Origin of the sequence: Pantoea sp. Acro-807 (genome assembly GCF_011752675.1) — a bacterium.
GTDB classification, from domain to species: Bacteria; Pseudomonadota; Gammaproteobacteria; order Enterobacterales; family Enterobacteriaceae; genus Pantoea; species Pantoea eucrina.
This window is the reverse complement of record NZ_VWXE01000002.1, coordinates 269,015-290,453: the sequence shown is the minus strand read 5'-3', so window position 1 is coordinate 290,453 and position 21,439 is coordinate 269,015. Positions and strand designations below refer to the sequence as shown.

General features: G+C 57.0%; 22 protein-coding genes and 1 tRNA gene. 12 read left to right on the top strand and 11 right to left on the bottom strand.

The features are described 5' to 3' along the window. Positions 1 to 28: 28 nt before the first annotated feature. The 3 genes from ypdK to F3J39_RS07810 form a co-directional block, all read right to left on the bottom strand. On the bottom strand, positions 29 to 100 hold the full coding sequence (ypdK, locus tag F3J39_RS07820) for a membrane protein YpdK (protein WP_006120362.1): 72 nt from the start codon (positions 98 to 100) through the stop codon (positions 29 to 31). Between the two features lie 200 nt (positions 101 to 300). Further along, positions 301 to 1,329 (bottom strand): HlyD family secretion protein, encoded by a 1,029-nt coding sequence (locus F3J39_RS07815; protein WP_166714038.1) that lies wholly within the window; start codon positions 1,327 to 1,329, stop codon positions 301 to 303. A 1-nt stretch (position 1,330) separates the two neighbouring features. After that, complete coding sequence (locus F3J39_RS07810) at positions 1,331 to 2,935, bottom strand: MFS transporter (protein ID WP_166714037.1); 1,605 nt, start codon at positions 2,933 to 2,935, stop codon at positions 1,331 to 1,333. 152 nt (positions 2,936 to 3,087) lie between these two features. On the opposite strand from F3J39_RS07810, the gene F3J39_RS07805 reads away from it, so the two are divergent. The 4 genes from F3J39_RS07805 to F3J39_RS07790 all read left to right on the top strand — a co-directional run bounded on the left by F3J39_RS07805 (position 3,088) and on the right by F3J39_RS07790 (position 5,685). Beyond that, positions 3,088 to 3,876 carry an IclR family transcriptional regulator gene (locus F3J39_RS07805; RefSeq protein ID WP_039379392.1) on the top strand — a complete coding sequence of 263 codons (789 nt, stop codon included), beginning with the start codon at positions 3,088 to 3,090 and terminating at the stop codon, positions 3,874 to 3,876. A 6-nt stretch (positions 3,877 to 3,882) separates the two neighbouring features. Next, positions 3,883 to 4,335 (top strand): universal stress protein, encoded by a 453-nt coding sequence (locus tag F3J39_RS07800; RefSeq protein WP_039379390.1) that lies wholly within the window; start codon positions 3,883 to 3,885, stop codon positions 4,333 to 4,335. Positions 4,336 to 4,344: 9 nt separating this feature from the next. Then, positions 4,345 to 5,148: a hypothetical protein gene (locus F3J39_RS07795; protein WP_145338899.1), complete on the top strand. Its 804-nt coding sequence runs from the start codon at positions 4,345 to 4,347 to the stop codon at positions 5,146 to 5,148. A gap of 255 nt (positions 5,149 to 5,403) precedes the next feature. Beyond that, positions 5,404 to 5,685 carry a hypothetical protein gene (locus F3J39_RS07790; RefSeq protein WP_039379385.1) on the top strand — a complete coding sequence of 94 codons (282 nt, stop codon included), beginning with the start codon at positions 5,404 to 5,406 and terminating at the stop codon, positions 5,683 to 5,685. Positions 5,686 to 5,754: 69 nt separating this feature from the next. Here F3J39_RS07790 and F3J39_RS07785 read toward each other — a convergent pair whose 3' ends face one another. Together F3J39_RS07785 and F3J39_RS07780 are read right to left on the bottom strand one after the other, a co-directional pair. Beyond that, complete coding sequence (locus tag F3J39_RS07785) at positions 5,755 to 5,901, bottom strand: hypothetical protein (protein WP_166714036.1); 147 nt, start codon at positions 5,899 to 5,901, stop codon at positions 5,755 to 5,757. 257 nt (positions 5,902 to 6,158) lie between these two features. Next, the gene (locus F3J39_RS07780; RefSeq protein WP_039379382.1) at positions 6,159 to 7,376 is read right to left on the bottom strand and encodes an MFS transporter; all 1,218 of its coding nucleotides are present in this window, start codon (positions 7,374 to 7,376) and stop codon (positions 6,159 to 6,161) included. A 257-nt stretch (positions 7,377 to 7,633) separates the two neighbouring features. On the opposite strand from F3J39_RS07780, the gene F3J39_RS07775 reads away from it, so the two are divergent. Next, positions 7,634 to 7,873 carry a hypothetical protein gene (locus F3J39_RS07775; protein ID WP_039379380.1) on the top strand — a complete coding sequence of 80 codons (240 nt, stop codon included), beginning with the start codon at positions 7,634 to 7,636 and terminating at the stop codon, positions 7,871 to 7,873. Positions 7,874 to 7,910: 37 nt separating this feature from the next. Here F3J39_RS07775 and F3J39_RS07770 read toward each other — a convergent pair whose 3' ends face one another. Next, on the bottom strand, positions 7,911 to 8,810 hold the full coding sequence (locus F3J39_RS07770; protein WP_104085252.1) for a DMT family transporter: 900 nt from the start codon (positions 8,808 to 8,810) through the stop codon (positions 7,911 to 7,913). A gap of 182 nt (positions 8,811 to 8,992) precedes the next feature. On the opposite strand from F3J39_RS07770, the gene F3J39_RS07765 reads away from it, so the two are divergent. After that, positions 8,993 to 9,865 carry an AraC family transcriptional regulator gene (locus F3J39_RS07765; RefSeq protein WP_104085251.1) on the top strand — a complete coding sequence of 291 codons (873 nt, stop codon included), beginning with the start codon at positions 8,993 to 8,995 and terminating at the stop codon, positions 9,863 to 9,865. Between the two features lie 11 nt (positions 9,866 to 9,876). Here F3J39_RS07765 and F3J39_RS07760 read toward each other — a convergent pair whose 3' ends face one another. Continuing rightward, positions 9,877 to 10,878 (bottom strand): LacI family DNA-binding transcriptional regulator, encoded by a 1,002-nt coding sequence (locus F3J39_RS07760; protein ID WP_039379376.1) that lies wholly within the window; start codon positions 10,876 to 10,878, stop codon positions 9,877 to 9,879. Positions 10,879 to 10,960: 82 nt separating this feature from the next. Then, the gene (locus tag F3J39_RS07755) at positions 10,961 to 11,503 is read right to left on the bottom strand and encodes a D-lyxose/D-mannose family sugar isomerase (RefSeq protein ID WP_094112061.1); all 543 of its coding nucleotides are present in this window, start codon (positions 11,501 to 11,503) and stop codon (positions 10,961 to 10,963) included. A gap of 212 nt (positions 11,504 to 11,715) precedes the next feature. Here F3J39_RS07755 and F3J39_RS07750 point away from each other — a divergent pair, with 212 nt between their 5' ends. Genes F3J39_RS07750 through F3J39_RS07730 form a run of 5 tightly spaced genes read left to right on the top strand, consistent with a single transcriptional unit; the run spans position 11,716 to position 17,856 of the window. Next, positions 11,716 to 12,750 carry an NAD(P)-dependent alcohol dehydrogenase gene (locus tag F3J39_RS07750; RefSeq protein WP_104085250.1) on the top strand — a complete coding sequence of 345 codons (1,035 nt, stop codon included), beginning with the start codon at positions 11,716 to 11,718 and terminating at the stop codon, positions 12,748 to 12,750. 3 nt (positions 12,751 to 12,753) lie between these two features. Then, positions 12,754 to 14,271, top strand: coding sequence for a xylulokinase (xylB, locus tag F3J39_RS07745; RefSeq protein ID WP_104085249.1), 1,518 nt, complete (start codon positions 12,754 to 12,756; stop codon positions 14,269 to 14,271). A 17-nt stretch (positions 14,272 to 14,288) separates the two neighbouring features. Continuing rightward, positions 14,289 to 15,761: a sugar ABC transporter ATP-binding protein gene (locus F3J39_RS07740; RefSeq protein WP_071668099.1), complete on the top strand. Its 1,473-nt coding sequence runs from the start codon at positions 14,289 to 14,291 to the stop codon at positions 15,759 to 15,761. Between the two features lie 15 nt (positions 15,762 to 15,776). After that, positions 15,777 to 16,814, top strand: a complete 1,038-nt coding sequence (locus F3J39_RS07735; RefSeq protein WP_039379364.1) for an ABC transporter permease — start codon at positions 15,777 to 15,779, stop codon at positions 16,812 to 16,814. Between the two features lie 34 nt (positions 16,815 to 16,848). Beyond that, the gene (locus F3J39_RS07730) at positions 16,849 to 17,856 is read left to right on the top strand and encodes a substrate-binding domain-containing protein (RefSeq protein WP_166714035.1); all 1,008 of its coding nucleotides are present in this window, start codon (positions 16,849 to 16,851) and stop codon (positions 17,854 to 17,856) included. 52 nt (positions 17,857 to 17,908) lie between these two features. Here F3J39_RS07730 and F3J39_RS07725 read toward each other — a convergent pair whose 3' ends face one another. Further along, positions 17,909 to 18,154, bottom strand: coding sequence for a DUF2543 family protein (locus F3J39_RS07725; RefSeq protein WP_039385596.1), 246 nt, complete (start codon positions 18,152 to 18,154; stop codon positions 17,909 to 17,911). A gap of 317 nt (positions 18,155 to 18,471) precedes the next feature. Here F3J39_RS07725 and F3J39_RS07720 point away from each other — a divergent pair, with 317 nt between their 5' ends. Beyond that, on the top strand, positions 18,472 to 20,295 hold the full coding sequence (locus F3J39_RS07720) for a nuclease-related domain-containing DEAD/DEAH box helicase (protein ID WP_104085365.1): 1,824 nt from the start codon (positions 18,472 to 18,474) through the stop codon (positions 20,293 to 20,295). On the opposite strand, the gene F3J39_RS07715 is transcribed toward F3J39_RS07720, so the two are convergent. Further along, positions 20,255 to 20,329, bottom strand: a tRNA-Arg gene (locus F3J39_RS07715). The genes F3J39_RS07720 and F3J39_RS07715 overlap by 41 nt on opposite strands. Positions 20,330 to 20,424: 95 nt before the next feature. Then, positions 20,425 to 21,363, bottom strand: coding sequence for a formate/nitrite transporter family protein (locus F3J39_RS07710; RefSeq protein ID WP_108569482.1), 939 nt, complete (start codon positions 21,361 to 21,363; stop codon positions 20,425 to 20,427). Positions 21,364 to 21,439 lie beyond the last annotated feature (76 nt).

Here is a 21,439-nt window from a genome sequence, read left to right as displayed (position 1 = left end):
CGACTGGTATGGTCGCCCCGTCCGGTACTCAGAGCATCAGCACAAAGGTGCCGACCCAAAGCAACACGAAAAAAGAGATGCCCATCAAAGCGTATTTCACAACATAACTCCTCTGTGCGGTTACCGTGATGGCGATCCCAGACCAGCGTAACCCGAACAGAATAAGAGAAAGGTGGAGTTCATTAACGCTACACGCTTTCTACTCAGGTGGTCCCGGCCAGACCGGAACAGGATCGGGCGCTAATTTACGCGGAATCGATCCAGAAATAAATAGGCCGGTTCTGAGATATTGCTCACAATTTATTGGGTCTGAATGTGCGGGATCGCCGACATGCCGACGCGCAGCTGCGCCAGATCGGGCTGACCCGCATCAAGCACAATCTTTACCGGCAGACGCTGAACCACTTTAGTGTAGTTACCCGTTGCATTATCAGGTGAAATTGCCGAGAAGGTTGCCCCTGTTGCCGGCGCAATGCTGTCGATACGCCCGGTAAAGGTTTTATCCGGTAGCGCATCAACAGTAACGCTGACCTTTTGCCCTGGCCGCACGTCGGTCAGCTGGGTTTCCAGATAGTTAGCCGTAATGTAGAGCTGCTGCAGCGGCACCACTGCCAGCAGGCGGCTGCCGGCACTGACATAGGCGCCCGGACGTACGGTACGCTGGCCGACCGTGCCCTCTACCGGCGCAACAATACGGGTATAAGAGAGATTAAGCTGCGCCTGGTCGACATTCGCCTGCGCGACTGCGACATCCGCCTCCGCCTGACGCACGGCCGCCTGCAGGACATTAACCTGCTTAAGCGCCGCGTCCAGCGCCGCCTCACTCTGTCGTACCGTCGCCGAAGCGGAACGCTGGTTAGTATCCGCTTTTTGCTGATCGTCAGCCGCAATGGTGCCACTTTTATAAAGCTGATTATAACGTGCGGCGTTCTGGCCGGCGTAGCGGGCCGCTGCCTCACTGGCCGCCAGCGTCGCTTTTGCCTGATTAATCGTCGCCTGCTGCTGCGCCAGCTGCGCCTGGGTGCTTAGCCGCTTAGCCTCGCTGACCTGCAGCGAAGCGCGCGCGGTTTCCAGCGCCACGCGAAAATCGCGATCGTCAAGCGTTGCCAGCAGATCGCCCGCCCGGACGTGCTGGTTATCCTGCACGCTGACCCGGGCGATATAGCCTGAAACTTTGGGGGCGACCAGCGTGTAATCCGCATTAACCCAGGCATCATCGGTGCGATGATCGTTGGTGGTCATGGCACGCCAGAGGAGAAAGGCGAGCGCGAGCAGCAGCACTAACAGGGCGCTTAGCAGCGCCGTTCTTTTTACAGCAGAGAGTTGCATATCAGTTTTCCCGACGTGGCGTAACAGGTTGAATCAATGTTTGAGGCGGCCAGACGCGGTGCGCCAGACAGAGCGTCAGCAGCAGCAGCAGGGCGCCAAAGGTGGTCAGCATCAGCCAGGCGTCGCTCAGGCTGAGTACCAGCGCCTGATGTTTCAGCAGGGCGGCAAATCCGCTCAGGTTCTGCACGCTACTGGCGCTGCCGTCCGGCAGCAGGGGAGTGCTGCTGCCTGCCTGCGCGCTGCTGGTCGCGGTCATCAGCCAGCTACGGCTGGCCGCCTGATCTACCAGTACATGCGAATGGAACTGTTCGCGATGGCTGATAAACCACTCCACCAGCGTGCTGGCCGCAATGCTGGAAAAACCGCGTACGGTGTTGAACATGGCAGAGGCAAAAGGGCCCTCCGGCGGCGCCACAACGCTGGTGGCACTCATCAGCACCGGCAGGATCACCATCGGCTGTCCGAACGCCTGCAGGATCTGCATCAGCCAGAAATTCTGCCGCGCCCAGTCAGTGGTAATCTGCGTTCCCAGCAGGCAGGCGGTGACCAGCAGCAGCACGCCGCAGCACAACACCCAGCGGCAATCGACCCGGCGAATGTTCAGCAAAGCGGCGATCAGCGGGGCAATCAGCAGCTGCGGCAGGCCCACGATCAGCGCCAGCGGCGCAAACTGCAGCGTGCGAAATCCCTCTACCTGACCAAAATAGAGCGAAGGCAGCGCTGAACCGGAGAGTGCCAGAATCAGCACCGCCATCAGCGCCAGCAGGCCGTGCGCCAGGTTGGAACGGCGCAGCATCTGCAGCCTGAACAGCGGCAGCGGATGAAACCACTCGTTAATCAGAAACACCGTCAGCAGCGCCAGCGCACTCAGCAGCATGGCGGTAAACAGCGGTGAGCTGAGCCAGTCCAGCCGTTCCCCCTGAGTCAGGGCCAGAATCAGCAGCGCCATGCCGGCGCAGCCGGTAAGCATGCCAAACAGGTCGATCTGCCGAAAGCGCTCCAGGCGCAGCGGATCCTGCGGCAGTCCCCAGGCAATCAGCGTCATTGCCAGCAGCATGGCCGGGACTACCTGCCAGAACACAAACGCCCAGCCCACCTCATCGGTCCAGAACGCCGCCAGCGAGGCCGCCATATTGGGGCCGAAGGTGGCGGTAAGCGCATAGGCGCCCAGGCCATAGAGTTTGATCGGCGGCGGCAGAAAGCGCAGCGCCACTGTCATCAGCAAGGGCGGCAGCGCGCCGCCAAAGATACCCTGCAGCACGCGCAGCGCAATAAACAGCGTCGCATCCTGCGTCAGCGGCAGCACCAGGCCGCACAGCATAAAGCCGGCAGAAACCACCAGGGCAAAGCGGCGCAGAGAAAAGGTGACGGCGAACCAGGGCGCGATCATCATTGCGGCGACTTCAGCCGCCTGATAGCCGGAGACAATCCAGCTGCCGCGATCGTGACTGACACCGATAGCGGCGCGGATATCTGCCAGCGCAATATCCGTGACCCGATCGTTGAGTCCTGACGTCAGCGCCGCGATCAGCACGCCCGCCAGCCCGAGAGCCAGGCGCAATGTAAACGGGTGCGGAGCTGGCGGAGCAGCGGGCGAAGCGGTCATAGCAGAACTCTCATGAAATTATGATGCAGTGTATTACGATGTGATACAGGCCGCGCATCTTACATGCCGGTATGATGTATTGCAATGTGATACGCAGGTACAAAAGTGCGATCATTCGCGCTACAGTAAAGCAGGCTCATAAGGAACGCATTATGGTGGGATCTGCCTCAGGCCGTGAGGATGAAAAAGCGGGTGGCATTCAGGTCATTGCGCGTGCGGCAAAAATTTTACATGCGCTGGGTGAACATCCCGGCGGCATGAGTCTGGGCGAAATTGCGCAGGTGGTGAACCTGCCACGCTCCACGGTACAGCGCATCGTGGCGGCGCTCGACAGCGCTCAGCTGGTGCGCAGTAGCGGGGCAGGGGGCCTCAGGCTGGGGCCAGCTCTGCTGAAACTGATCTCCAGCGTCCATACAGATGTGGTGGAGCTGGCGCGTCCGCTGCTGGAACAGCTCTCAGCAACGGTTAATGAAACCGTCTCGCTGGCGCGCGCCAGCGGGACGCAGCTGGCGATCGTTCATTATGTCGTGGCGCCGCGCGAGCTGCGGGTCGTACCGCGGATGGGGCTTAATCTGCCGCTCTATAGTACCTCCGGCGGCCGGGCGCTGCTGGCGCTGGAGAGCGATGAAGATGTACAGCTGCTGGTGGGCGATGCCTGGCAGGAACTCACGGATAAAACGGTAAAAACGCTGCCGCAGCTGATGGCGCTGATTGCTGAAGTACGCAGCAGTGGCCTGGCGATCGATCGCGGTGAAACGCTTGAAGGGATCACCACCCTGGCGGTCGCCATTGACACACTGTTCGGACGTTTCTCTATCTCGCTGCTGGTTCCCGGCGCGCGCTTTGCGCAACATGAAGCGCGCTATCGCAAAGAGATCATCACCTGTAAAGAGGCGCTGCTGCGCGAAATTGGCAAAATAACCGCTGTGGAGAAGAGGTAACGACTCATGAAAATGTTGTTAATGGCTATCGATAACTCACCGGTCGCGGAGAAAGTTATTGCGCTGACCCTTGAACAGGCGCTGGCGCTCAACGCCCCGGTCACGGTGCTGTGCTGTATCGATCCCGCCTATTCAGCCTGCAGCCAGCCTATCGAAATTGACGCCGGTGAAGATCCGGATGATTTTGTCGCGGCAAAAGATGAGCAGAACACCGCCGAGATGGTGGTGCGTCATGCGCTGGCTCCGCTGCTGCGGGCGGGTGTGAATGCCAGAGGCGTCATCCTGGCGGGTGAAGCCGCTGAAACCATTGTGGCGCAGGCTGCGGCACTGCGCGCCAGTATGATTATCATGGGACGCCGGCACCTCTCGCCGCTTAACCGGCTGCTGAAAGGCTCGGTCAGCGCGGCAGTGATCGAACGCGCGACCTGTCCGGTTCTGCTGGACGTGCGTAAGGATTAACGCCGTATTATGACGCTGCTTTTTATTTCGGTGCTGGCCGCTTTTGCACTGCTGGCGCTGGTGATTGTGATGCTGGTACGCACCACGGCGCTGCGAGCCTGGCAGGGGGTGCTGCTGTTTATCCTGCCGCTTGTGGCAGCTAATCTGATCTGGTTTAGCTGGCTGCATCCGCGTCAGGCAGAGAAGATACAGATGGAGGCGGTTGCGCAGCAGCTCAGCGCGGCGCCAGGCTATCGCCTGCTTAGGGTTCAGGAGCCGGAGCTGTGGCAATTACTGAATCGTGAACTGCGGCATAAGCTGCAGCAGGGCGTTTCCGCCGAACAGGCGCTGGGCGACCTGCGGGGCTGGCTGACTGATATCGTCAATAAACGTATGACCCGCGCCAGCGATGATGCAGTGATCGCCTATGTTCAGGTGTCGGTGGAAGAGATGCAGGCGCTGCAGCAGCAGAGTCCGCAGCGCTGTTTTCAGTTCCTCTATCCGCAGGTCAGCGGCGGCATCAATCTGCAGGAGGTGCTCACTCCGGCACTCTATCAGCGCGACGGTCATGCGCTTGAAGCCCTGCTGCTGAGCAGCCAGGGGGCAGAGCAGCAGACCGACCAGACGCTGGCCCGCCGCGATCTGCGTGAGATAGTTGACAGGCTTTATGGGAAATGGGGCAATAAACTTCAGCAGCTTAATCAGCCGGCTGATACCGCCGTCGATCGCAGCGCGCTGTGTGCTATGTCTATCGATCTCTACAGCGCCATTCTCGCATTGCCTGCTAAGCGCGCCGCCGGCCTTTTACGTAATATGGTGCACAGCAACGGCTAACCGGTGAAAAAAAGCCCGCTCAGCGCGGGCACAAAGGTCACTTTGTTACATCTTCTTATTATTGATATTACCTGGTGTGGAGCAGACATCGTGTGGTCTGACTGCACTATCGCAGTTGTCATATGATAAGAAAAGCCGTTTGGTTTTATTGATTCAATTGGCAAAAACACTGGTCTTAACACTGTTCCGCGCGTTTTCCTATAGGCGCGCGGTAGCATCGTTGTTTACACTTCGATGCCTGAAGAGGACACCTGAATGAAAAATATCGTTACCGGCGCGTTAGCGCTCATTATGCTGGCGGGCTGCAGCGTTAATCAGCCTGGCGGATTTGAACGTGTAGATGAAGATAATACGTCCAACACCGTTCAATATCGTTACGACCCGCATAGCCTTAATCGGGATGCCATGAATGTTGACCTGGCAAATTACTGCAGCGAGCGGGGTTTTGATAAAGTGGATTCGCTGCCTGCTCAGGACAGTCATCTGCCAGGATTAAAGAAAGCCTGGTATCAGTGTAATTACGCGATTAAAAGCTAAAAAAAGGGCGGGATATATTCCCGCCCTGCTTATTTATTTTTTTATTAGTGCTGTGTGCGCTTTGCCCGATTATCCGTGACGATGCCCGTGGTGGCCATGATGCCAGCCGCGGTCATGACCCCAGCCAGCGCCGCGGCCACGGTCGTGCTCAATAATACATCCGCTGAGCAAACTGACCATAACCGCTATCGACGTTAACGAAATAAGCTTTTTCATGGAAAGACCTCCTCTTTTCCAGTGAGGTCAGATTACGCCGGAATAGTGGAGTGAAGATGCAGCAAATGTAGAGTTATTTAGATAAATATTGCCAGATGTGTCTAAATAAAAGATCGGGAAAGCGGGTTTTTCTATTTGAATCAGAATAAGCTGAATAGCAGGCTATATTAGCGCGATAATTCTGAAAGACAATAATTCGCGCCTGCGGATGAAAAATAAAAGTGCGAGCGCTCAGGATAACAGCGCTCGCCTGTAAGTTAATTATGCAGTGCAGGCCTGTTAATTGCCTGACGGCGCGGCTGACGAACGCTCAGTGAAAGCAGCAGCGAAATAACCAGCAGCGTCATGATCAGACTAAAGGTAACGGTAAAGCCACCGAACAGGGAGGCGACCAGCGAGCCGAGCACGCTGCCAATACCAAACCCGAGGTAGATCAGCCCGTAATTTTTTGTCAGGTTGTTCAGGCCAAAGAAGTCGCTGATCAGCGCCGGGAAAACGGTGATTGTGCCACCGAAGCTGAAGGCTACGCAGGCCAGCGAGACAAAAAAAGTGGTTTCGTTCATACGGGTAAACAGCAAAATACTCATGCCCGCGAGCGCAATACATTGCGCCAGTGAGATCACCCGGATACGGGCCATTTTGTCTGACAGTACCCCCAGCGTTAACCGGCCGCTAAGGTTGGCAATGGCGATAACCGTTACGGCACTGGCGGCTATCTGCGGCGTAAGGTGCACCATTCCTTCGCCGATATCTTTCGCTACGCCGATCACATACAGGCCGCTCATACAGGCGGTGAGGAACATCAGCGCCAGCATCCAGTATTGCGGCAGGCGAACCGCCTGTGCCAGCGTAAAGTCGCGTCCGGCATGCTGCGGATTGTTGCTGGCAGCGCGCACCGGCGCATCGCGCATCAGCAGCGCGCCGCAGAACATCATGCTCATCGCCAGCACGCCCCAGATCATGAAGGTGTTCTCCAGGCCAACAGCATCCAGCAGGGTGCCGCAGATAAATTTGAAGCCGAGACTCCCCAGACCGTAGGCGCCGATTGAACAGGCGGAGATAAGGCCTTTGCGCTCAGGAAACCACTTTACACAGTTGGATAGCGTCATCAGGTAGCCCGCACCATCTGCCAGGCCCACCAGAATACCGGCGCTCAGATAAAGCATCATCAGGTTATCAGCCTGCGCGGTCAGCCAGAATCCGGCTGCCATCAGGATGCCGGCTCCGATAGTCACATTACGCACGCCAAAACGCTCCTGCAGCTTGCCTGCCAGCGAGGAGGCGATAGCCAGCCCCAGGCTGAGCAATCCAAAGGAGAAAGCAACCTGACTGACTGATTCGTGCAGTTTATGCGCCAGCGCGCCGTTAAAGAGGCTCCAGGTATAAACTGACCCCAGCGCAAGCTGGGTAATGACAGTGCCGATCAGAGTCAGTATGCGGGTGCGCTGGTAGTGCGCCGTTGAGGCTGTGGTCATGGTGATTCTCCCGTCCGGGAATATGGAGTCTGCTGGCAGCTTAGCGCGCACGCGCGTAGCCGCGGCCGGATCCCGCTTCAGCGGTCAGAGAAACAGAATGAAATGCCGTTTTTCCGGTATGAATGGCAGCAGCGTGACAATTCACGTCCCGGTATGTCCTGCGATGAGCATATGTAACCAGGTATGTTAAGCGAGGCGATTTTGCTGCAGAGTCCGGGATGTTTGCCAGGCTTATATTTCAACCAACGGGAGGAAATATGAAAGACCGAGCATATGAATCCGTATCCAGTGGAGATGAAGTCTGCTGTCTTATCGGTCAGGCGGTGATCGAATTGAGCGATGAACATCAGCCTGTCAACAAAGCCACGCTGTCGTTAAAGCTGCTGGCTATGGCCGATCGTGACAGGGATGATGAGCGGGTAATGCTTTACTGGATCGCCAGAAAAGCCCTTAATCAGCCGCAGCAGCTTCAGTCTGGCGCAGGTGGCTGGCGTTAGAGGATGAGCAGAGCGGGCTGCACGCCCGCTTCTGCTGTCAGGCCAGCCGCAGTGCGCGGCGCACCGGCCAGCGCATAAACATCACCAGGTTGCCCAGCAAAATCAGCGTCAGTCCCGCCACGGCATTAGCGTGCCACTGATAGCCTTCATAAATTGTCGAGAGCGTCAGCGCAACCAGCGGAAAAAGTAGCGTACTGTAGGCCGCCTGACTGGCACCGATGCGACCCACCAGCGTGAAGTAAGCGCCAAATCCAATCACAGAACCAAACAGCGCCAGATAACTCATCGCGCCCAGCCACTGCAGATTGCGCGGCAGCTGCAGCGCATCGCCATTAAGCCATGCCATTACCGCCATGATCAGCGCGCCGTAGAGCATGGCGTAACTGTTAGTGGTGAGAATATCGCGCTGGCGGCGCTGATGCCGGGCTGAAATCATATTACCCAGCGAAAAGCCAAAGGTGCCCAGCGCACTCAGGCCCGCGCCCCATAACAGCTGCGGCGAGGGGTGCGCCGCGCGAATATCGCTCCAGAAGAGCGCGACGATACCGCCCATACCGAGCAGCGCGGCAGGCACCAGGCGCAGCGGCGGACGCTGGCCAAAAAAGAGCCAGCCGTTGAGCGCGTTAAAGATCACCGCCATGGAAAAAATCACCGACTCCAGACCGGTGCTGATCCAGGCTGCTGCATGATAAAAGCAGACAAAGTTGAAGCCAAAAACACAGCCTCCCTGCAGCAGACAAAACAGATGATCGCGCCTGTCCAGCGATCGCAGACGGCGGCACAGCGTCAGCAGCGCCAGCATCAGCAGCGAGGCGAAGAGAAAGCGCCAGAAAACAGCCACATAGACCGGCGTGGTGGCTGCGTCCTGCTGCAGAAAGATCGCCAGCCAGGTGGTGCCCCAGATCAGCACCACGCTCAGATACAGCACTACATTCATCGTTAATACTCCGGCAGAGACAGGACGACAGTATCCGCGCAGGCGCGGGCGGGCGCTTGCACCCGATTGCGCAGCACTTGCAAAAACTTGCGCTTTTTTCATTCTCACACCGACTGCCGCGCTGTTTTCCATCGTCCGGACGGGTAAACTGCTGGTTAACCGCTGCCGATGTGATATGCGCAATGTCCGATTACCAGACCTTTACTATGCTAAAAAACCGAAAGGCTCAGCTGCGTGATAGCGTACCGCTTTCAGGCGGGATCCGGCTGGCAGCCTGGTTTAATAGCGGCGACCGCGTAACCAACCACAGCGATCACCATACCCTGAGCCTCTATATCGAAGAGGGGTATGATACCTGGCATAAAACCGCGCACGGGTGGCGCAACGGTGGCGCCCCGGATCGTTTCTGCCTGATGCCGTCCGGTATGGAGTCCACCTGGGATCTGCGGGCCGACCTCGCATTCGTGCACCTCTACTGCACCGATACCCATTTACGCCAGCTTGGCGAACAGATCTGGGATCGCACGCCAGCCAGTCTGAATCTGCAGGAGAAGATTTTTGCTGATGACGATCGCATTACGCAGCTCTATCGCCATTTTTTGCTCAGCGTCAGCTGGCAGCAGCCCGCCAATCAGCTGATGCTGAGCAGCGCATCGACGCTGCTGCTGACGCATCTGCTGCATCGCTACAGCGATGTGCACTGGCAGCTGCCCGCCGTGCGGGGCGGCCTGGCACCCGCCGTGCTGCGCCGGATCATTGCCCTGATTGATGCGCAGCTCGATCAGCCGCTGACGCTGGCGCGGCTGGCCGCAGAAGCTGCGCTCAGCGAATATCATTTTGCGCGTATGTTTCGCAGCAGCACCGGCAGCGCGCCGCACCAATATGTGATGCAGCGCCGTATGGCGGTGGCGAAAGAGCTACTGATGCACAGCACCCTGCCGCTAACGGAGATTGCACTGCGCTGCGGTTTTCACTCCGCCAGCCATTTCAGTAACCGGTTCCGCCAGCTGCACGGCGTGGCGCCCTCCGCGTGGCGGCAGGACTTTAGCCGGTAAAAAGCGCGTCGTCAGGGAAGCACTTCACCCCGCACGATAACTTTGCCCGGCTTGCTGTCGCTTTCGTTAATACGCCGGAGCGCCAGATTCAGCGCCTGCCAGGCGATGCTCTGCAGATCGTGCGCGATGCAGGGAAAGTGAAAGCCATAAATATCCGCCTGCGTGACCTCATCAATGCTGAACAGCTTTACCTGCTGTTGCAGACTGAGTTTGTGTTCGATACAGGCTTTGATAATGCCGAGTGAGATCTGATTGTTACACCCCACGAAGTAATCAGGGGCGGGGTGCTGTTTCAGCCAGCGCCGGGTCTCCTGCCAGGCCGCATCCATAAAAAAGTCGGCATAGAGCACCTCAAGCGAGGCAGCTTTTCCCTGCAGCGCGGCCTGCAGGCCGAGCACGCGCTCACGCGCAACGTTCGACTTTTCCGGGCCGGAGACCACGACAATACGCTGCGCCCCCTGTTCCGCCAGCCAGCGACCGGTCTGCAGGCCGCAGTCGAGGTTATCAATATAGACGCCGCTGCAGTGGGAAACCTGCAGCTCGCGGTCGACCAGCACCACCGGTATATTCAGCGTCTCCAGCCGTCTCATATAGGCCGGGTGATAGTGGAGATCGTTGGAGATCACCGACAGAATAATGGCATCAACGTTATACCCAATCAGCTTATCGATAATACGGTTCTCATTCTCCTGCGACTCACAGGAGTCAAAAACCAGCGTATCGTAGCCCAGCTTGTTCGCCTCAAGCGTCATCAGACGCGTCAGGCCGCCAAAGAAGGGGTTTGCCATATCGGGGTTGACGATCCCGATGGTTTTACTGCTTTTCGCCCGCAGGCTGCGCGCAGCCGTATTCATCACATAGCCCAACTGCTCTGCAGTAGCGTGAATGCGCTGCAGCGTCTCCGGATGCACTTTCTCCGGCTGTGAAAAAGCGCGCGAGGCGGTAATTTTGCTTACGTTTGCCTGGGCAGCAACGCTTGCCAGCGTTGCCTTGCGTCCCCGTCCTGCTGCCAAGTCTGGCTCCTTAATCAACCCTGTCATTTTGTATCATGAGTCAATCATGGCAGATCGTACCGCGTTAAGCGATCTCGCTGCGCTAGGCGAGTCGCCTGACGCGCGGGTCGGTGAAAATATCCAGATCGTCGCGACTTTCTGACGAAAATTCAGAGATAACGGCCCCGTGTTCGCCCGCCTGAAACCAGTGCCGCGTATCGGGTTTAATGGTGTACTGTTCGCCCGGACGCAGCAGGATATAGCGGCTGCAGGTATAGGCGGTTTCACTGCCGGCAGGCACCTGACAGCGCGGAGTGCCGGTCGCATCGTTTGGCGTAAGCTGTTCATCATCGACAAACAGATAGACCTCGCCCCAGCGGCAGCGAAAGGTTTCCTGCTTGCCTGGCGTGCCGTTAAACGGCGGATGCCGATGTTCAGGACAGGTCTGGCGGGGAAACAGCACCAGTTCTTTAGCGCAATAGCGCGGTTCGTTGATATAGGTTAACAGCTGCAAACCTGAGGCGGGGTAATCGTCCAGGCCGAAAGTAGCAATCTCAATCTTCTTCTGCTCTGCAGGGGTGAGAACAATATTCGCCTGCTCTAAAAAGGTCAGGGTGCGCTGGATCGCCTGCGGATAATCGGTCATACGGTTTCTCCTGTAATGATATCGATACCATTAAAGCGTGTTCCGCTTGTGATCTTCTGTGATCCCGATCCGCAATTCGCTGCGACAGGGCTAAATTGCGCTACTGCAGATCGATATTATTCAGCTTGCATCACAGTTTTCACGTTTTTTTTAGGTCAGTATCGCCGCATTGAAATGATATCGATACCATTAAAATGAATCCGGGGGCGTAAATGAAAGCGTTAGTTCTGACTCAGGCAGGCCACATTGCGATTGAAGATCGGGAATTTGATGAAGTGCTGGGTGATAACGATGTCAAAATTAAAATTCACTCGGTAGGGATTTGCGGCAGCGATGTTCACTACTACAAACATGGCCGGATTGGTCCGTTTGTGGTGGAGGCACCGATGGTGCTGGGTCATGAAGCCGCTGGCATTGTGCTGGAGATCGGTAAAAACGTGACGCACCTGAAGGCGGGCGATCGCGTCTGTATGGAGCCAGGGATCCCGGATATGCACTCCGATCAGTCGCGCGCCGGTCTCTACAATCTCGATCCCGCCGTGCGCTTCTGGGCAACGCCGCCGGTACATGGCTGCCTGCGTGAAACGGTCATTCATCCTGCGGCGTTCACGTTTAAGCTGCCGGAAAATGTCAGCTTCCGCGAAGGGGCCATGGTGGAGCCGCTGGCGGTGGCGATGCAGGCCGCGACCAAAGCCGGCATCAAACCTGGCGATATCGGCCTGGTGCTGGGGGCCGGTCCGATCGGCGTGGTCACGGCGCTGGCGGCGCTGGCAGGCGGCTGTTCCGATGTCATCATCTGCGACATGTTTGATGAAAAGCTTGCCGTGGCGGCAGCGTATGAAGGGCTGCACGCCGTTAACATCAAAACCGGCGATCTGGCCGGTAAAGTCTCAGAACTGACCAGCAGTAACGGCGCGGATGTGGTGTTTGAGTGCAGCGGAGCCAAACCTGCTATTGCCACGCTGGCGGAACACGCGGCGCCGGGTGCTACCGTCATTCTGGTGGGCATGCCGGTGGACGCCGCGCCAATGGATATTGTTGCGGCACAGGCCAAAGAGCTGACCTTCAAAACGATTTTTCGCTACGCCAATATGTATCCCCGCACGCTGCGCCTGTTAAGCAGCGGCAAGCTGCGGGTAGAGCCGCTGATCAGCCACACCTATAAATTCGCCGACAGCGTTGAAGCGTTTGACCGCGCAGCCGCGGGCCATGCGGCGGATATCAAAATCATGCTGGAGATGGAGTGACGCATGGCGCTCTATGCAGGCATAGATTGCGGCACGCAGGGAACGCGCGTGGTTATCGTGGAGAGCGAGCGGGGGACGATCGTCGGCGAAGGCAGCGCGCCGCACCGGCTGCAGAGCGGGGCGGATGGCGCCCGTGAACAGCATGCCAGCGACTGGATCGACGCGCTGGTCACGGCATTCCATCAGGCAGCCTCAGACGCCGCTATTGATACACAGCAGATTACTGCGCTCAGCGTCTCCGGCCAGCAGCACGGCTTTGTGGCGCTGGATGAAGCCGGAGCGGTGCTGCATCCGGTAAAGCTGTGGTGCGATACCGCCACCGATGCACAGAACAGCTGGCTGCTGCAGCAGCTGGGAGGGGTTAGCGGTGCGCTGGCACAGCCCGGGATTGTTCCGGCTACCGGCTACACCGCCTCAAAAATTCTCTGGCTGAAGCAGCAGCATCCGGCGCTGTGGGCGCGTTTACATACCGTGTTGTTGCCGCACGATTATCTTAACTTCTGGCTGACCGGCGAACGGGTTATGGAGTATGGCGACGCCTCCGGCACCGGACTGCTGGATATCCGCAGTCGCAGCTGGGATCGGCATACGGTGGAGCTTATCGATCCTGACGGCCGGCTGTGGCAGGCGCTGCCGCCGCTGGCTGCCGCGCAAAAGTGTATCGGCACCCTGCAGCCGGAAGCGGCGCAGCGGCTGGGACTACGCCGCACGGTGCGGGTCGCGACAGGCGGCGGCGATAATATGATGGCCGCCATCGGGTCCGGCAATATTGCGCCTGGCACGGTGACGCTCAGCCTGGGAACATCCGGCACGCTGTTCGCCTGCAGTGAGACGCCGGTGACTGACGAAAACGGCCTGATTGCCAGCTTCTGCTCCAGCACTAATTGCTGGCTGCCGCTGATCTGCACCATGAATGTCACCTCGGCGACCACGCTGATCCAGACGCTGCTGGCAGAGGATCTTACCGGCTTTAATCAGCTGCTGAACCAGGCAGAGCCGGGGGCTGAGGGCGTTGAGATGCTGCCGTTTTTTAATGGCGAGCGCACGCCGGCGCTGCCCCACGCGCAGGCGAGTCTGCACAACCTGAACGCCGTGAATTTTACCCGCGCTAACCTCTGCCGCGCCGCCGTGGAGAGTGCCACATACGGATTACGTTACGGACTTGATCTGTTCCGGCAGCAGGGCATCAGCGCGCAGGAGATCCGCCTTACCGGCGGCGGCGCGCGCAGCGCTGGCTGGCGACAAATTGTGGCTGACGTCATGAACTGCCCGGTGGTCTCTTTGCGTATTCCGGAAACCGCCGCGCTGGGTGCGGCAATTCAGGCGATGTGGGCCAGCGCGCTGCTGGATAACCCGGCACAGCAGCCGGATGCGTTACTGCAGTCGCTGTGCCAGCGCTTTGTCACGCCGGATGAAAGTACCCGCGCCGTGCCCAATGCCGCGCGCCATCAGACCTATGAAACGCACTATCAGCGCTATCTGAAGCGTCTCAGCACGACTTATCCGGAGGTGGCATTGTGACCAGAAATAACCAGGAGATGCTGCTGGAAGTCACGGGGATCCGCAAAGCGTTTGGTCCGGTTGTGGCGCTGAAAAACGCCGAATTTGCGCTGCGCCCCGGCTCCATTCACGCGCTGTGCGGCGGCAACGGTGCCGGAAAGTCGACCTTTCTCAGCATCTTAATGGGGTTTATCCAGCCCGACGCCGGAGAGATATTTATTCGCGGCAGGCGCTGCAGCTTTGCCCATCCGCGGGACGCGCTGGCCGCCGGTATCGCGATTGTTCAGCAGGAGCTGAGCGCAATTCCGGACCTGACGGTGGCTGAAAATATCTGGCTGGGACGCGAACCGCGCCGCTTTGGTTTTGTTGACTTTGCCACGCTCAATCAGCGTACTCGCGCGCTGCTGGCAGAGCTCGACTTTGACATCTCTGCTACTGAAAAGATGCGTAACCTCAGCGTTGCCGGGCAGCAGCTGGTGGAGATCGCCAAAGCGCTCTCGCACGCGAATGCTGACATCATCATCATGGATGAGCCAACCTCAGCGATTGGCGAGGAGGATGCGCAAAAAATCTTTCAGACCCTGACCCGGCTGGCGCAAAAGGGCAAAGGCATTATTTATGTCTCCCATCGCCTCTCCGAGATTTTCCAGATTGCCGACAGCTATACCATCTTTCGCGATGGCGCTTGGGTGCAGGAGGGCATGCTGGCCGATATCACGCGCGAGCAGCTGATTGAGCAGATTATTGGCGGAGAATATGAGAGTGAATTTGCCAAGTTTAATCAGCCGGGTAATGAGGTGATGATGGAGGTAAAAAACCTGCGCTGGCGCAATAAAATCAACGATATCAGCCTGCACCTGAAGCGGGGCGAAATCCTCGGCATTTACGGGCTGGTTGGCTCCGGGCGCAGCGAGTTTCTCGATTTACTGTTTGGGATTGAACACGCAGACAGCGGAACCATTCGCCTCGGCGAGGTGGTGCTGGGCCGCCACTCACCGAAAGAGTCGATCCGGCACGGCATCGCTTATGTCACAGAAGATCGCAAAGCAACCGGGCTGGTGCTCTGCCGTTCGATTCGCGAAAACATCAACATCGCCTCATTTGGCGCTATCTCCCGCGCCGGTTTTATCAGTGAGAAGCAGGAGCAGCAGCGCAGCCTGGAGATGATCAAACGCTTTAACGTCAGAACGCCGGATGCCGAACAGCTGGTGGGCAACCTCAGCGGCGGCAATCAGCAGAAAGTCGTGCTGGGACGCTGGGCATTACTGGACCCGGAAGTACTGCTGCTGGATGAGCCTACCCGCGGTATTGATGTCGGCGCGAAAAAAGAGATTTATCGCTTTATGTCCGAGTTTGCGTTGAAAAACAAGGGGATCGTGATGGTCTCCTCAGAGCTGTCGGAGATCATCGGCATGAGCGATCGCATTCTGGTTTTTCGCGACGGACAGCTGGCGGGAGAGCTGAGTGCGGCTCAGGCAACGCAGAGTGAACTGATGAAGCTGGCGGTTTAACAGAGAGATCACGTTATGAACACCACACATTCCATGCCTTCCGGCATCTCATTTTTTACGCGCAACAAAAGACGTATGCACAAATACGGCATCATCATCGCGTTCTTTGTGCTTTGCCTGATTGTGGCTGCCGTCGGCGAGCTGCAGGTCGCTAATGGCGCCTGGAGCAGTAACTATTTTCTCAGTAATGAAAATATGCTGATTGTGCTGCGCCAGGTCTCTATCAACGGCATTTTAGCGATCGGCATGACCTTTGTGATTATCACTGCCGGCGTCGATCTGTCGGTAGGATCGGTGCTGGCGCTGAGCGGCATTGTTGCTGCACGTTTCGCCACGAACAACAGCGGTATGGCAATTGGGGATACGGCACATGCGGTGATGGTGCCAATGATTATCGCGCTGGGAATTGGCATTGTCTGCGGCCTGATCAACGGTACCGTGCTGGCGCGTTACCGGCTGCAGCCGTTTATCGTCACCATGGGCATGCTCTCCGCTGCGCGCGGACTCACGATGCTGACCACCGGCGGCAACCCGGTTTCGCAGCTTAACAGCGATTTTCGCTGGCTCGGCAACGGCTACATAGCCGGCATACCCGTACCGGTCATTATCTTTGTCGTACTGTTTGGTCTCGCGTGGCTGCTGCTCAATAAAACTTTGCTCGGGCGCTACGTTTATGCCGTTGGCGGCAACCCGAAAAGTGCCCGCACGTCAGGGATCAGCGTCGTCGGAATAAAAGTTATGGTCTACACCCTGTGCGCCGCGCTGGCCGGAATCGCCGGGCTGATCCTCACCGCACGCACCGGATCGGCACAGACCAACGCGGGCGCAGGCTATGAACTTGATGCGATTGCTGCGGTAGTGATTGGCGGCACCAGTATGGCTGGCGGTGTCGGTACGCTTGTCGGCACCTTTTTTGGCGTGCTGATCATCGGCGTAATGAATAACGGCCTGGATTTACTGGGGGTGCAGTCTTACTACCAGCAGATCATCAAAGGCGCTCTGATTGTAGTGGCTGTACTGCTCGACCCGTCGCGTAAACAACAGCGCGATTAACCTCTGAATAGATAAACCCTGCCAGGAGAGAACAATGAAAATAAGATCTATCGCTCTGTTAACCTCAGCCCTGATGCTGGGCGCGATTAGCATAGCGCAGGCTGCCCCCGTAAAAATCGCTGTGCTGATGTATGGCAATAAGGCGGAGTTCGTTCAGCTGATGGAGCGCTACGGTAAAGCGCATCCGGCAGTAAAAAGTGGCGAAGCCGTGCTCACCTTTTATGATGGTCGTTATGACGCGTCGGTGCAGAATGACCAGGCGGCGACCGCTATCCAGACGCGTGCCGACGCGATTATCGTGAACCCGATGGATTATGAAGCCAACATCGATATTGTGACCAATGCTAACGAGGCTAAAATTCCGGTGGTGGTCACCAACGCCCGCCTGAATACGGAAGAGATGACGTCCGAAGTGGTCTCTAATGATGAGCTGGGCGGCTATCTGGAAGCCAAAGCGGTACTGGATAAGCTGCAGTGCAAAACCAAAAAGGTCAATGTCGTCATTATTGAAGGGCCGAAGGGCGGCAGCGGTGAGATCCAGCGCGGCAAAGGCAATGATAAAGCGATAGCGGAGTGTGGTCCGGGCCAGGTTACCGTACTGGAGAGAAAAACGGCCAACTGGTCACGCGCTGAAGCACAGCCGCTGATGGAGAACTGGCTGCAGAAGCATCGCGGCAAAATCAACGGGGTGATTGGGCAAAACGATGAGATGGCGCTGGGAGCCATTGAAGCGATTAAGGGCGCCGGGCTGAACGTGAACGACTTCGCCATTGCGGGTGTGGATGGGGTGTCTGATGCGATTCATGCCGTTCAGGCGGGTGAAATGGTCTCTATTCTGCAGGATGCGAAAGGCCAGATGCAGGGCGCTATTGATGTCGCGCTGCGTGCGGTAAAAGGCGCAGGCTATCAGCCGCAGTCTGACATCTGGCAGCTGTATGCCAAAGATCTCGCCTGGGATGGCGGCACGAAAAAACACTATTACATTCCGTGGACCACGGTTACTGCGGATAATGCGCAGCAGCTGCTGGACGCACGTAAGTAATCAACGCGACGGCGGGCAGGCTGTCTGCCAGCAGACAGCCTGCCAAAGCCGTTTACTCGTTGCCCCACTCATTCAGAAAGTTCGCCACATCATCAATGCGCGCGTCAGCAATTCCCGCCTCGCGCGCCATCTCATGCTGCGCTTCTTCACTGATCTCCTGATGGTTATTCAGGCGGGTGATCAGCAGCTGGAAGTAGTGCGCCAGCGGGTCGCGCTCGGCTTCGCTCACCGGTTTTTCACACTCTTCAGCGTAGGCGTCAGCGATATCGTAATACTTCAGATCAATCTCATGTTTCATAGTGCGCTCCGGAAACGGGAAGGGGTCAGATGCCAGCGGCATCATTTAACGTAAATCATACCACTCCTGCCAGCTTTTTCCCGCCTGCCGGAAAAAGCAGAGACATCGCGCTATTATTGTCATCATGAACCTGGTACCGGGCCGGTATTATCAGCATGCCGGCAACATAATAAACAGACACAGGGCTAAGTGGCATAACATCGTATTCTAAAGTTTTAATAGCGATGTTATCGTGGTGTTGCGCTGATGTACTTTATATACGTGGATACTGTTTTATGGCGAAATTAATGACCTCCCTGACGCTCTGTTCAGGGCGAATGACGCACGGGGAACGACGCGTCGCCCAGCGGCTTGAATCGCATCTCGGCGATGATTGTCTTATCTGGTATGACATTCCGGTCGGGCGCCAGTACAGGCATCCCGATTTTGTTATTATCGATCCTGCCAACGGGCTTATTTTCCTTGAGGTCAAAGACTGGAAGCTAAGTACATTTCAGCATGCGGACCCGCAGACGGTAACGCTGAGACATGCTCAGGGCGAAACGCAGGCGCAAAATCCGCTGCTGCAGGTCAGGGAGTATGCCTGTGCGACCGTTGACCTGTTATCTCAGGATCCGAAACTGCAGCAAAAAACAGGCCTGTATAAAGGAAAGCTGAATATCGCCTGGGCTTATGGTGTGGTGTTTACCAATATTACCCGTCAGCAGCTGACATCACTCTCAGCCGATGGCGTGGTTGAATCTATATTTCCACAGGCGCTGACGATTTGTCAGGATGAAATGACCGAGTCTGTCTCTGTTTCTGCGTTTCGCGCTAAAGTTTCCGGACTCTTTACCACCCGTTTCAGGCCTGCAATAACGCCGGCTGTGCGGGATATTCTGCGCCGGCATCTTTTTCCGGAGATCGCCATTACGGTAAAAAATAAGCGCAGTAATATTTACCGGGTAATGGATCTGCAGCAGGAGGTGCTGGCACGCAATCTCGGCGAAGGGCATCGTGTTATTCATGGCGTAGCCGGTTCCGGTAAAACGCTGATTTTACTCTACCGCTGTTTATACCTTTCCGAGACCACCACACGCCCTGTGCTGGTGCTCTGTTTTAATATCATTCTGGCTAACTATATCCGTGAATGCATCGCGGCCAGAGGACTATCGCATAAAGTACACGTCTATCATTTTCATGACTGGTGCGCGACGGCAGCCCGGACCTTTAAGCTGAAGATGAGCGGGGAAGGGCGCTATTATGATAACTGCTTTGCGGCGCTGGAAAATGCGGTTGATAGCGGCACTGTCGGGGATGCGGGGTATGATGCGGTGCTGGTGGATGAAGGACATGACTTCGACCGGCGCTGGCTTTCACTGATAGCCCGGCTGTTTGATAACACCCGCCGCTCGCTGCTGCTGATGTACGACGACGCCCAGTCTCTGTACCGGCGCGAGAAAGCGCTGAACTTTTCGCTGGCGAGCGTGGGTATTCAGGCTCAGGGGCGCACCTCTATTCTTCGGGTGAATTATCGCAATCCGCGGCGCATTCTCAATTTTGCCTACGCTTTTTCACGCGACTACTTTGACCGGCACCATAATCAGGAGCTTCCGCTGGTGCTGCCGGAAGCCTGCGGCGAAGAGAACAGCGACATTCCCGATATCGAACAGTGTCAGTCTGCAACAGATGAAGCGCGTCGCGTTGTGGCGTGGCTGCGAGAGAAGTATGCGGCGGCAGGCCGCTGGGGCGATATGGCTGTGCTCTGTCCTACGCATTTTTCAGCAGACAAACTCATCGACCTGCTGCAGCAGCATGCGATCCCCGCCGCCGTCAGCTTCACCACGGAAGATAAAAAACGCTATTCGCATCGGGAGGATGTGGTTCATCTGCTGACCTTTCAGAGCAGCAAAGGGCTTGAATTCCCTTACGTTGCCGTGATCAATGCATCATTTGTTCATAAAGGGGCTGAAGATGAGTCTGAAGCTATCCCGGCGCTGTATGTGGCGTTTACGCGCGCAACCCAGGCGTTACTGGTCACCTGCTACAAAGAAAATAGCATCAGTCAGCAGCTGTCGAAATTTGCCGGTATGGATCTGCAGGATGAGGGAGAGATGTCTGTGGTGTCCCCTGCAGGAATCGAACCTGCAACTAGCCCTTAGGAGGGGCTCGTTATATCCATTTAACTAAGGAGACATCCGGAAACGCAGTATACCCGTATGTCTCCCGGATGTTAACCGGGCGCGGCGTGATTGCTCATTCTGTCAGCAGCGCCGCGCCCGGAAGAGCGGTTACTCCGTCTGCTCTCCGGCAGCGTTCTTCGCTTCTGCTTTCTCGCGGCGTTTTTGATCCGCCCGCGCCTTCGCTTTGGCCTCTTCGCTCATGTCGTTGCGGATCTGCGCATGGCTGATCAGAGCAAAAATCAGCGTGCCGCCGGTGATGTTACCGAGCAGCGTGGGCAGCGCAAACGGCCAGAAAAACTCCTGCCACGGCACCGTCCCCGCAAAGACCAGATAGAGTACTTCGACCGAGCCGACCACGATATGCGCCAGATCGCCCAGCGCCACCAGCCACGTCATCATAATGATGATCAGCAGTTTGGCATTCTCCGCATGCGGGATCATCCAGACCATAGTGGCGATGATCCAGCCGGAGATCACGGCATTAGCGAACATCTCGCCCGGCGAATTTTCCATCACCTTTTCACTGATGGCCGTAAACGCCTGGCGCGTCGCCTCATCAAAAATGGGCATGTAGTTAAAGGCCAGCGCCGCCAGCCCGGTACCAATCAGATTGCCCAGCAGCACCAGCCCCCACAGGCGCAGCAGCAGCATAAAATTGCTGCCGGTGGGCTTATGCATGACCGGCAGGACCGCCGTCACGGTGTTCTCGGTAAACAGCTGCTGCCGCGCGAGGATCACAATCACAAAGCCAAAGGTGTAGCCGAGGTTCTCCAGCAGAAAGGCGCCGGGGACACCCTCAAGATGAACCTGAAAAATCCCTTTCGCCATCAGCGACGCGCCCATTGAGAGGCCTGCGGCGATGGCTGACCACAGCAGCGCCATGCCGTCACGCTCTAACTCTTTCTCCCCGTCCTGCCGTATCTCTTCATGAATCGCCGCTGCCCGCGAGGGCAGGGCCTCTTCATCAACTTCAATCTCAGTGCCTTGCTCTTTTTCTTCGCTGTCTACGTCATTGTCGTGTTCAGCATTTGATGGCGATGGCTTCATGTTTGCTCCTGGTGATAGTGCCAATGCGTAATAAGCGTAGACGGTTTTAGCAAGCCTGAAATGTTACGAAGAATTT

Excerpts from the sequence above, each read along its gene's own strand:
- F3J39_RS07800 (WP_039379390.1), top strand. The coding sequence starts at position 3,883 with ATGAAAATGTTGTTAATGGCTATCGATAACTCACCGGTCGCGGAGAAA.
- F3J39_RS07755 (WP_094112061.1), bottom strand. The coding sequence starts at position 11,503 with ATGACCGATTATCCGCAGGCGATCCAGCGCACCCTGACCTTTTTAGAG.
- F3J39_RS07810 (WP_166714037.1), bottom strand. The coding sequence starts at position 2,935 with ATGACCGCTTCGCCCGCTGCTCCGCCAGCTCCGCACCCGTTTACATTG.
- F3J39_RS07775 (WP_039379380.1), top strand. The coding sequence starts at position 7,634 with ATGAAAGACCGAGCATATGAATCCGTATCCAGTGGAGATGAAGTCTGC.
- F3J39_RS07750 (WP_104085250.1), top strand. The coding sequence starts at position 11,716 with ATGAAAGCGTTAGTTCTGACTCAGGCAGGCCACATTGCGATTGAAGAT.
- F3J39_RS07795 (WP_145338899.1), top strand. The coding sequence starts at position 4,345 with ATGACGCTGCTTTTTATTTCGGTGCTGGCCGCTTTTGCACTGCTGGCG.
- F3J39_RS07805 (WP_039379392.1), top strand. The coding sequence starts at position 3,088 with ATGGTGGGATCTGCCTCAGGCCGTGAGGATGAAAAAGCGGGTGGCATT.
- F3J39_RS07735 (WP_039379364.1), top strand. The coding sequence starts at position 15,777 with ATGAACACCACACATTCCATGCCTTCCGGCATCTCATTTTTTACGCGC.
- F3J39_RS07725 (WP_039385596.1), bottom strand. The coding sequence starts at position 18,154 with ATGAAACATGAGATTGATCTGAAGTATTACGATATCGCTGACGCCTAC.
- F3J39_RS07790 (WP_039379385.1), top strand. The coding sequence starts at position 5,404 with ATGAAAAATATCGTTACCGGCGCGTTAGCGCTCATTATGCTGGCGGGC.
- F3J39_RS07780 (WP_039379382.1), bottom strand. The coding sequence starts at position 7,376 with ATGACCACAGCCTCAACGGCGCACTACCAGCGCACCCGCATACTGACT.
- F3J39_RS07730 (WP_166714035.1), top strand. The coding sequence starts at position 16,849 with ATGAAAATAAGATCTATCGCTCTGTTAACCTCAGCCCTGATGCTGGGC.
- F3J39_RS07765 (WP_104085251.1), top strand. The coding sequence starts at position 8,993 with ATGTCCGATTACCAGACCTTTACTATGCTAAAAAACCGAAAGGCTCAG.
- F3J39_RS07785 (WP_166714036.1), bottom strand. The coding sequence starts at position 5,901 with ATGAAAAAGCTTATTTCGTTAACGTCGATAGCGGTTATGGTCAGTTTG.
- F3J39_RS07740 (WP_071668099.1), top strand. The coding sequence starts at position 14,289 with ATGCTGCTGGAAGTCACGGGGATCCGCAAAGCGTTTGGTCCGGTTGTG.
- F3J39_RS07770 (WP_104085252.1), bottom strand. The coding sequence starts at position 8,810 with ATGAATGTAGTGCTGTATCTGAGCGTGGTGCTGATCTGGGGCACCACC.
- F3J39_RS07720 (WP_104085365.1), top strand. The coding sequence starts at position 18,472 with ATGACGCACGGGGAACGACGCGTCGCCCAGCGGCTTGAATCGCATCTC.
- F3J39_RS07815 (WP_166714038.1), bottom strand. The coding sequence starts at position 1,329 with ATGCAACTCTCTGCTGTAAAAAGAACGGCGCTGCTAAGCGCCCTGTTA.
- xylB (WP_104085249.1), top strand. The coding sequence starts at position 12,754 with ATGGCGCTCTATGCAGGCATAGATTGCGGCACGCAGGGAACGCGCGTG.
- F3J39_RS07710 (WP_108569482.1), bottom strand. The coding sequence starts at position 21,363 with ATGAAGCCATCGCCATCAAATGCTGAACACGACAATGACGTAGACAGC.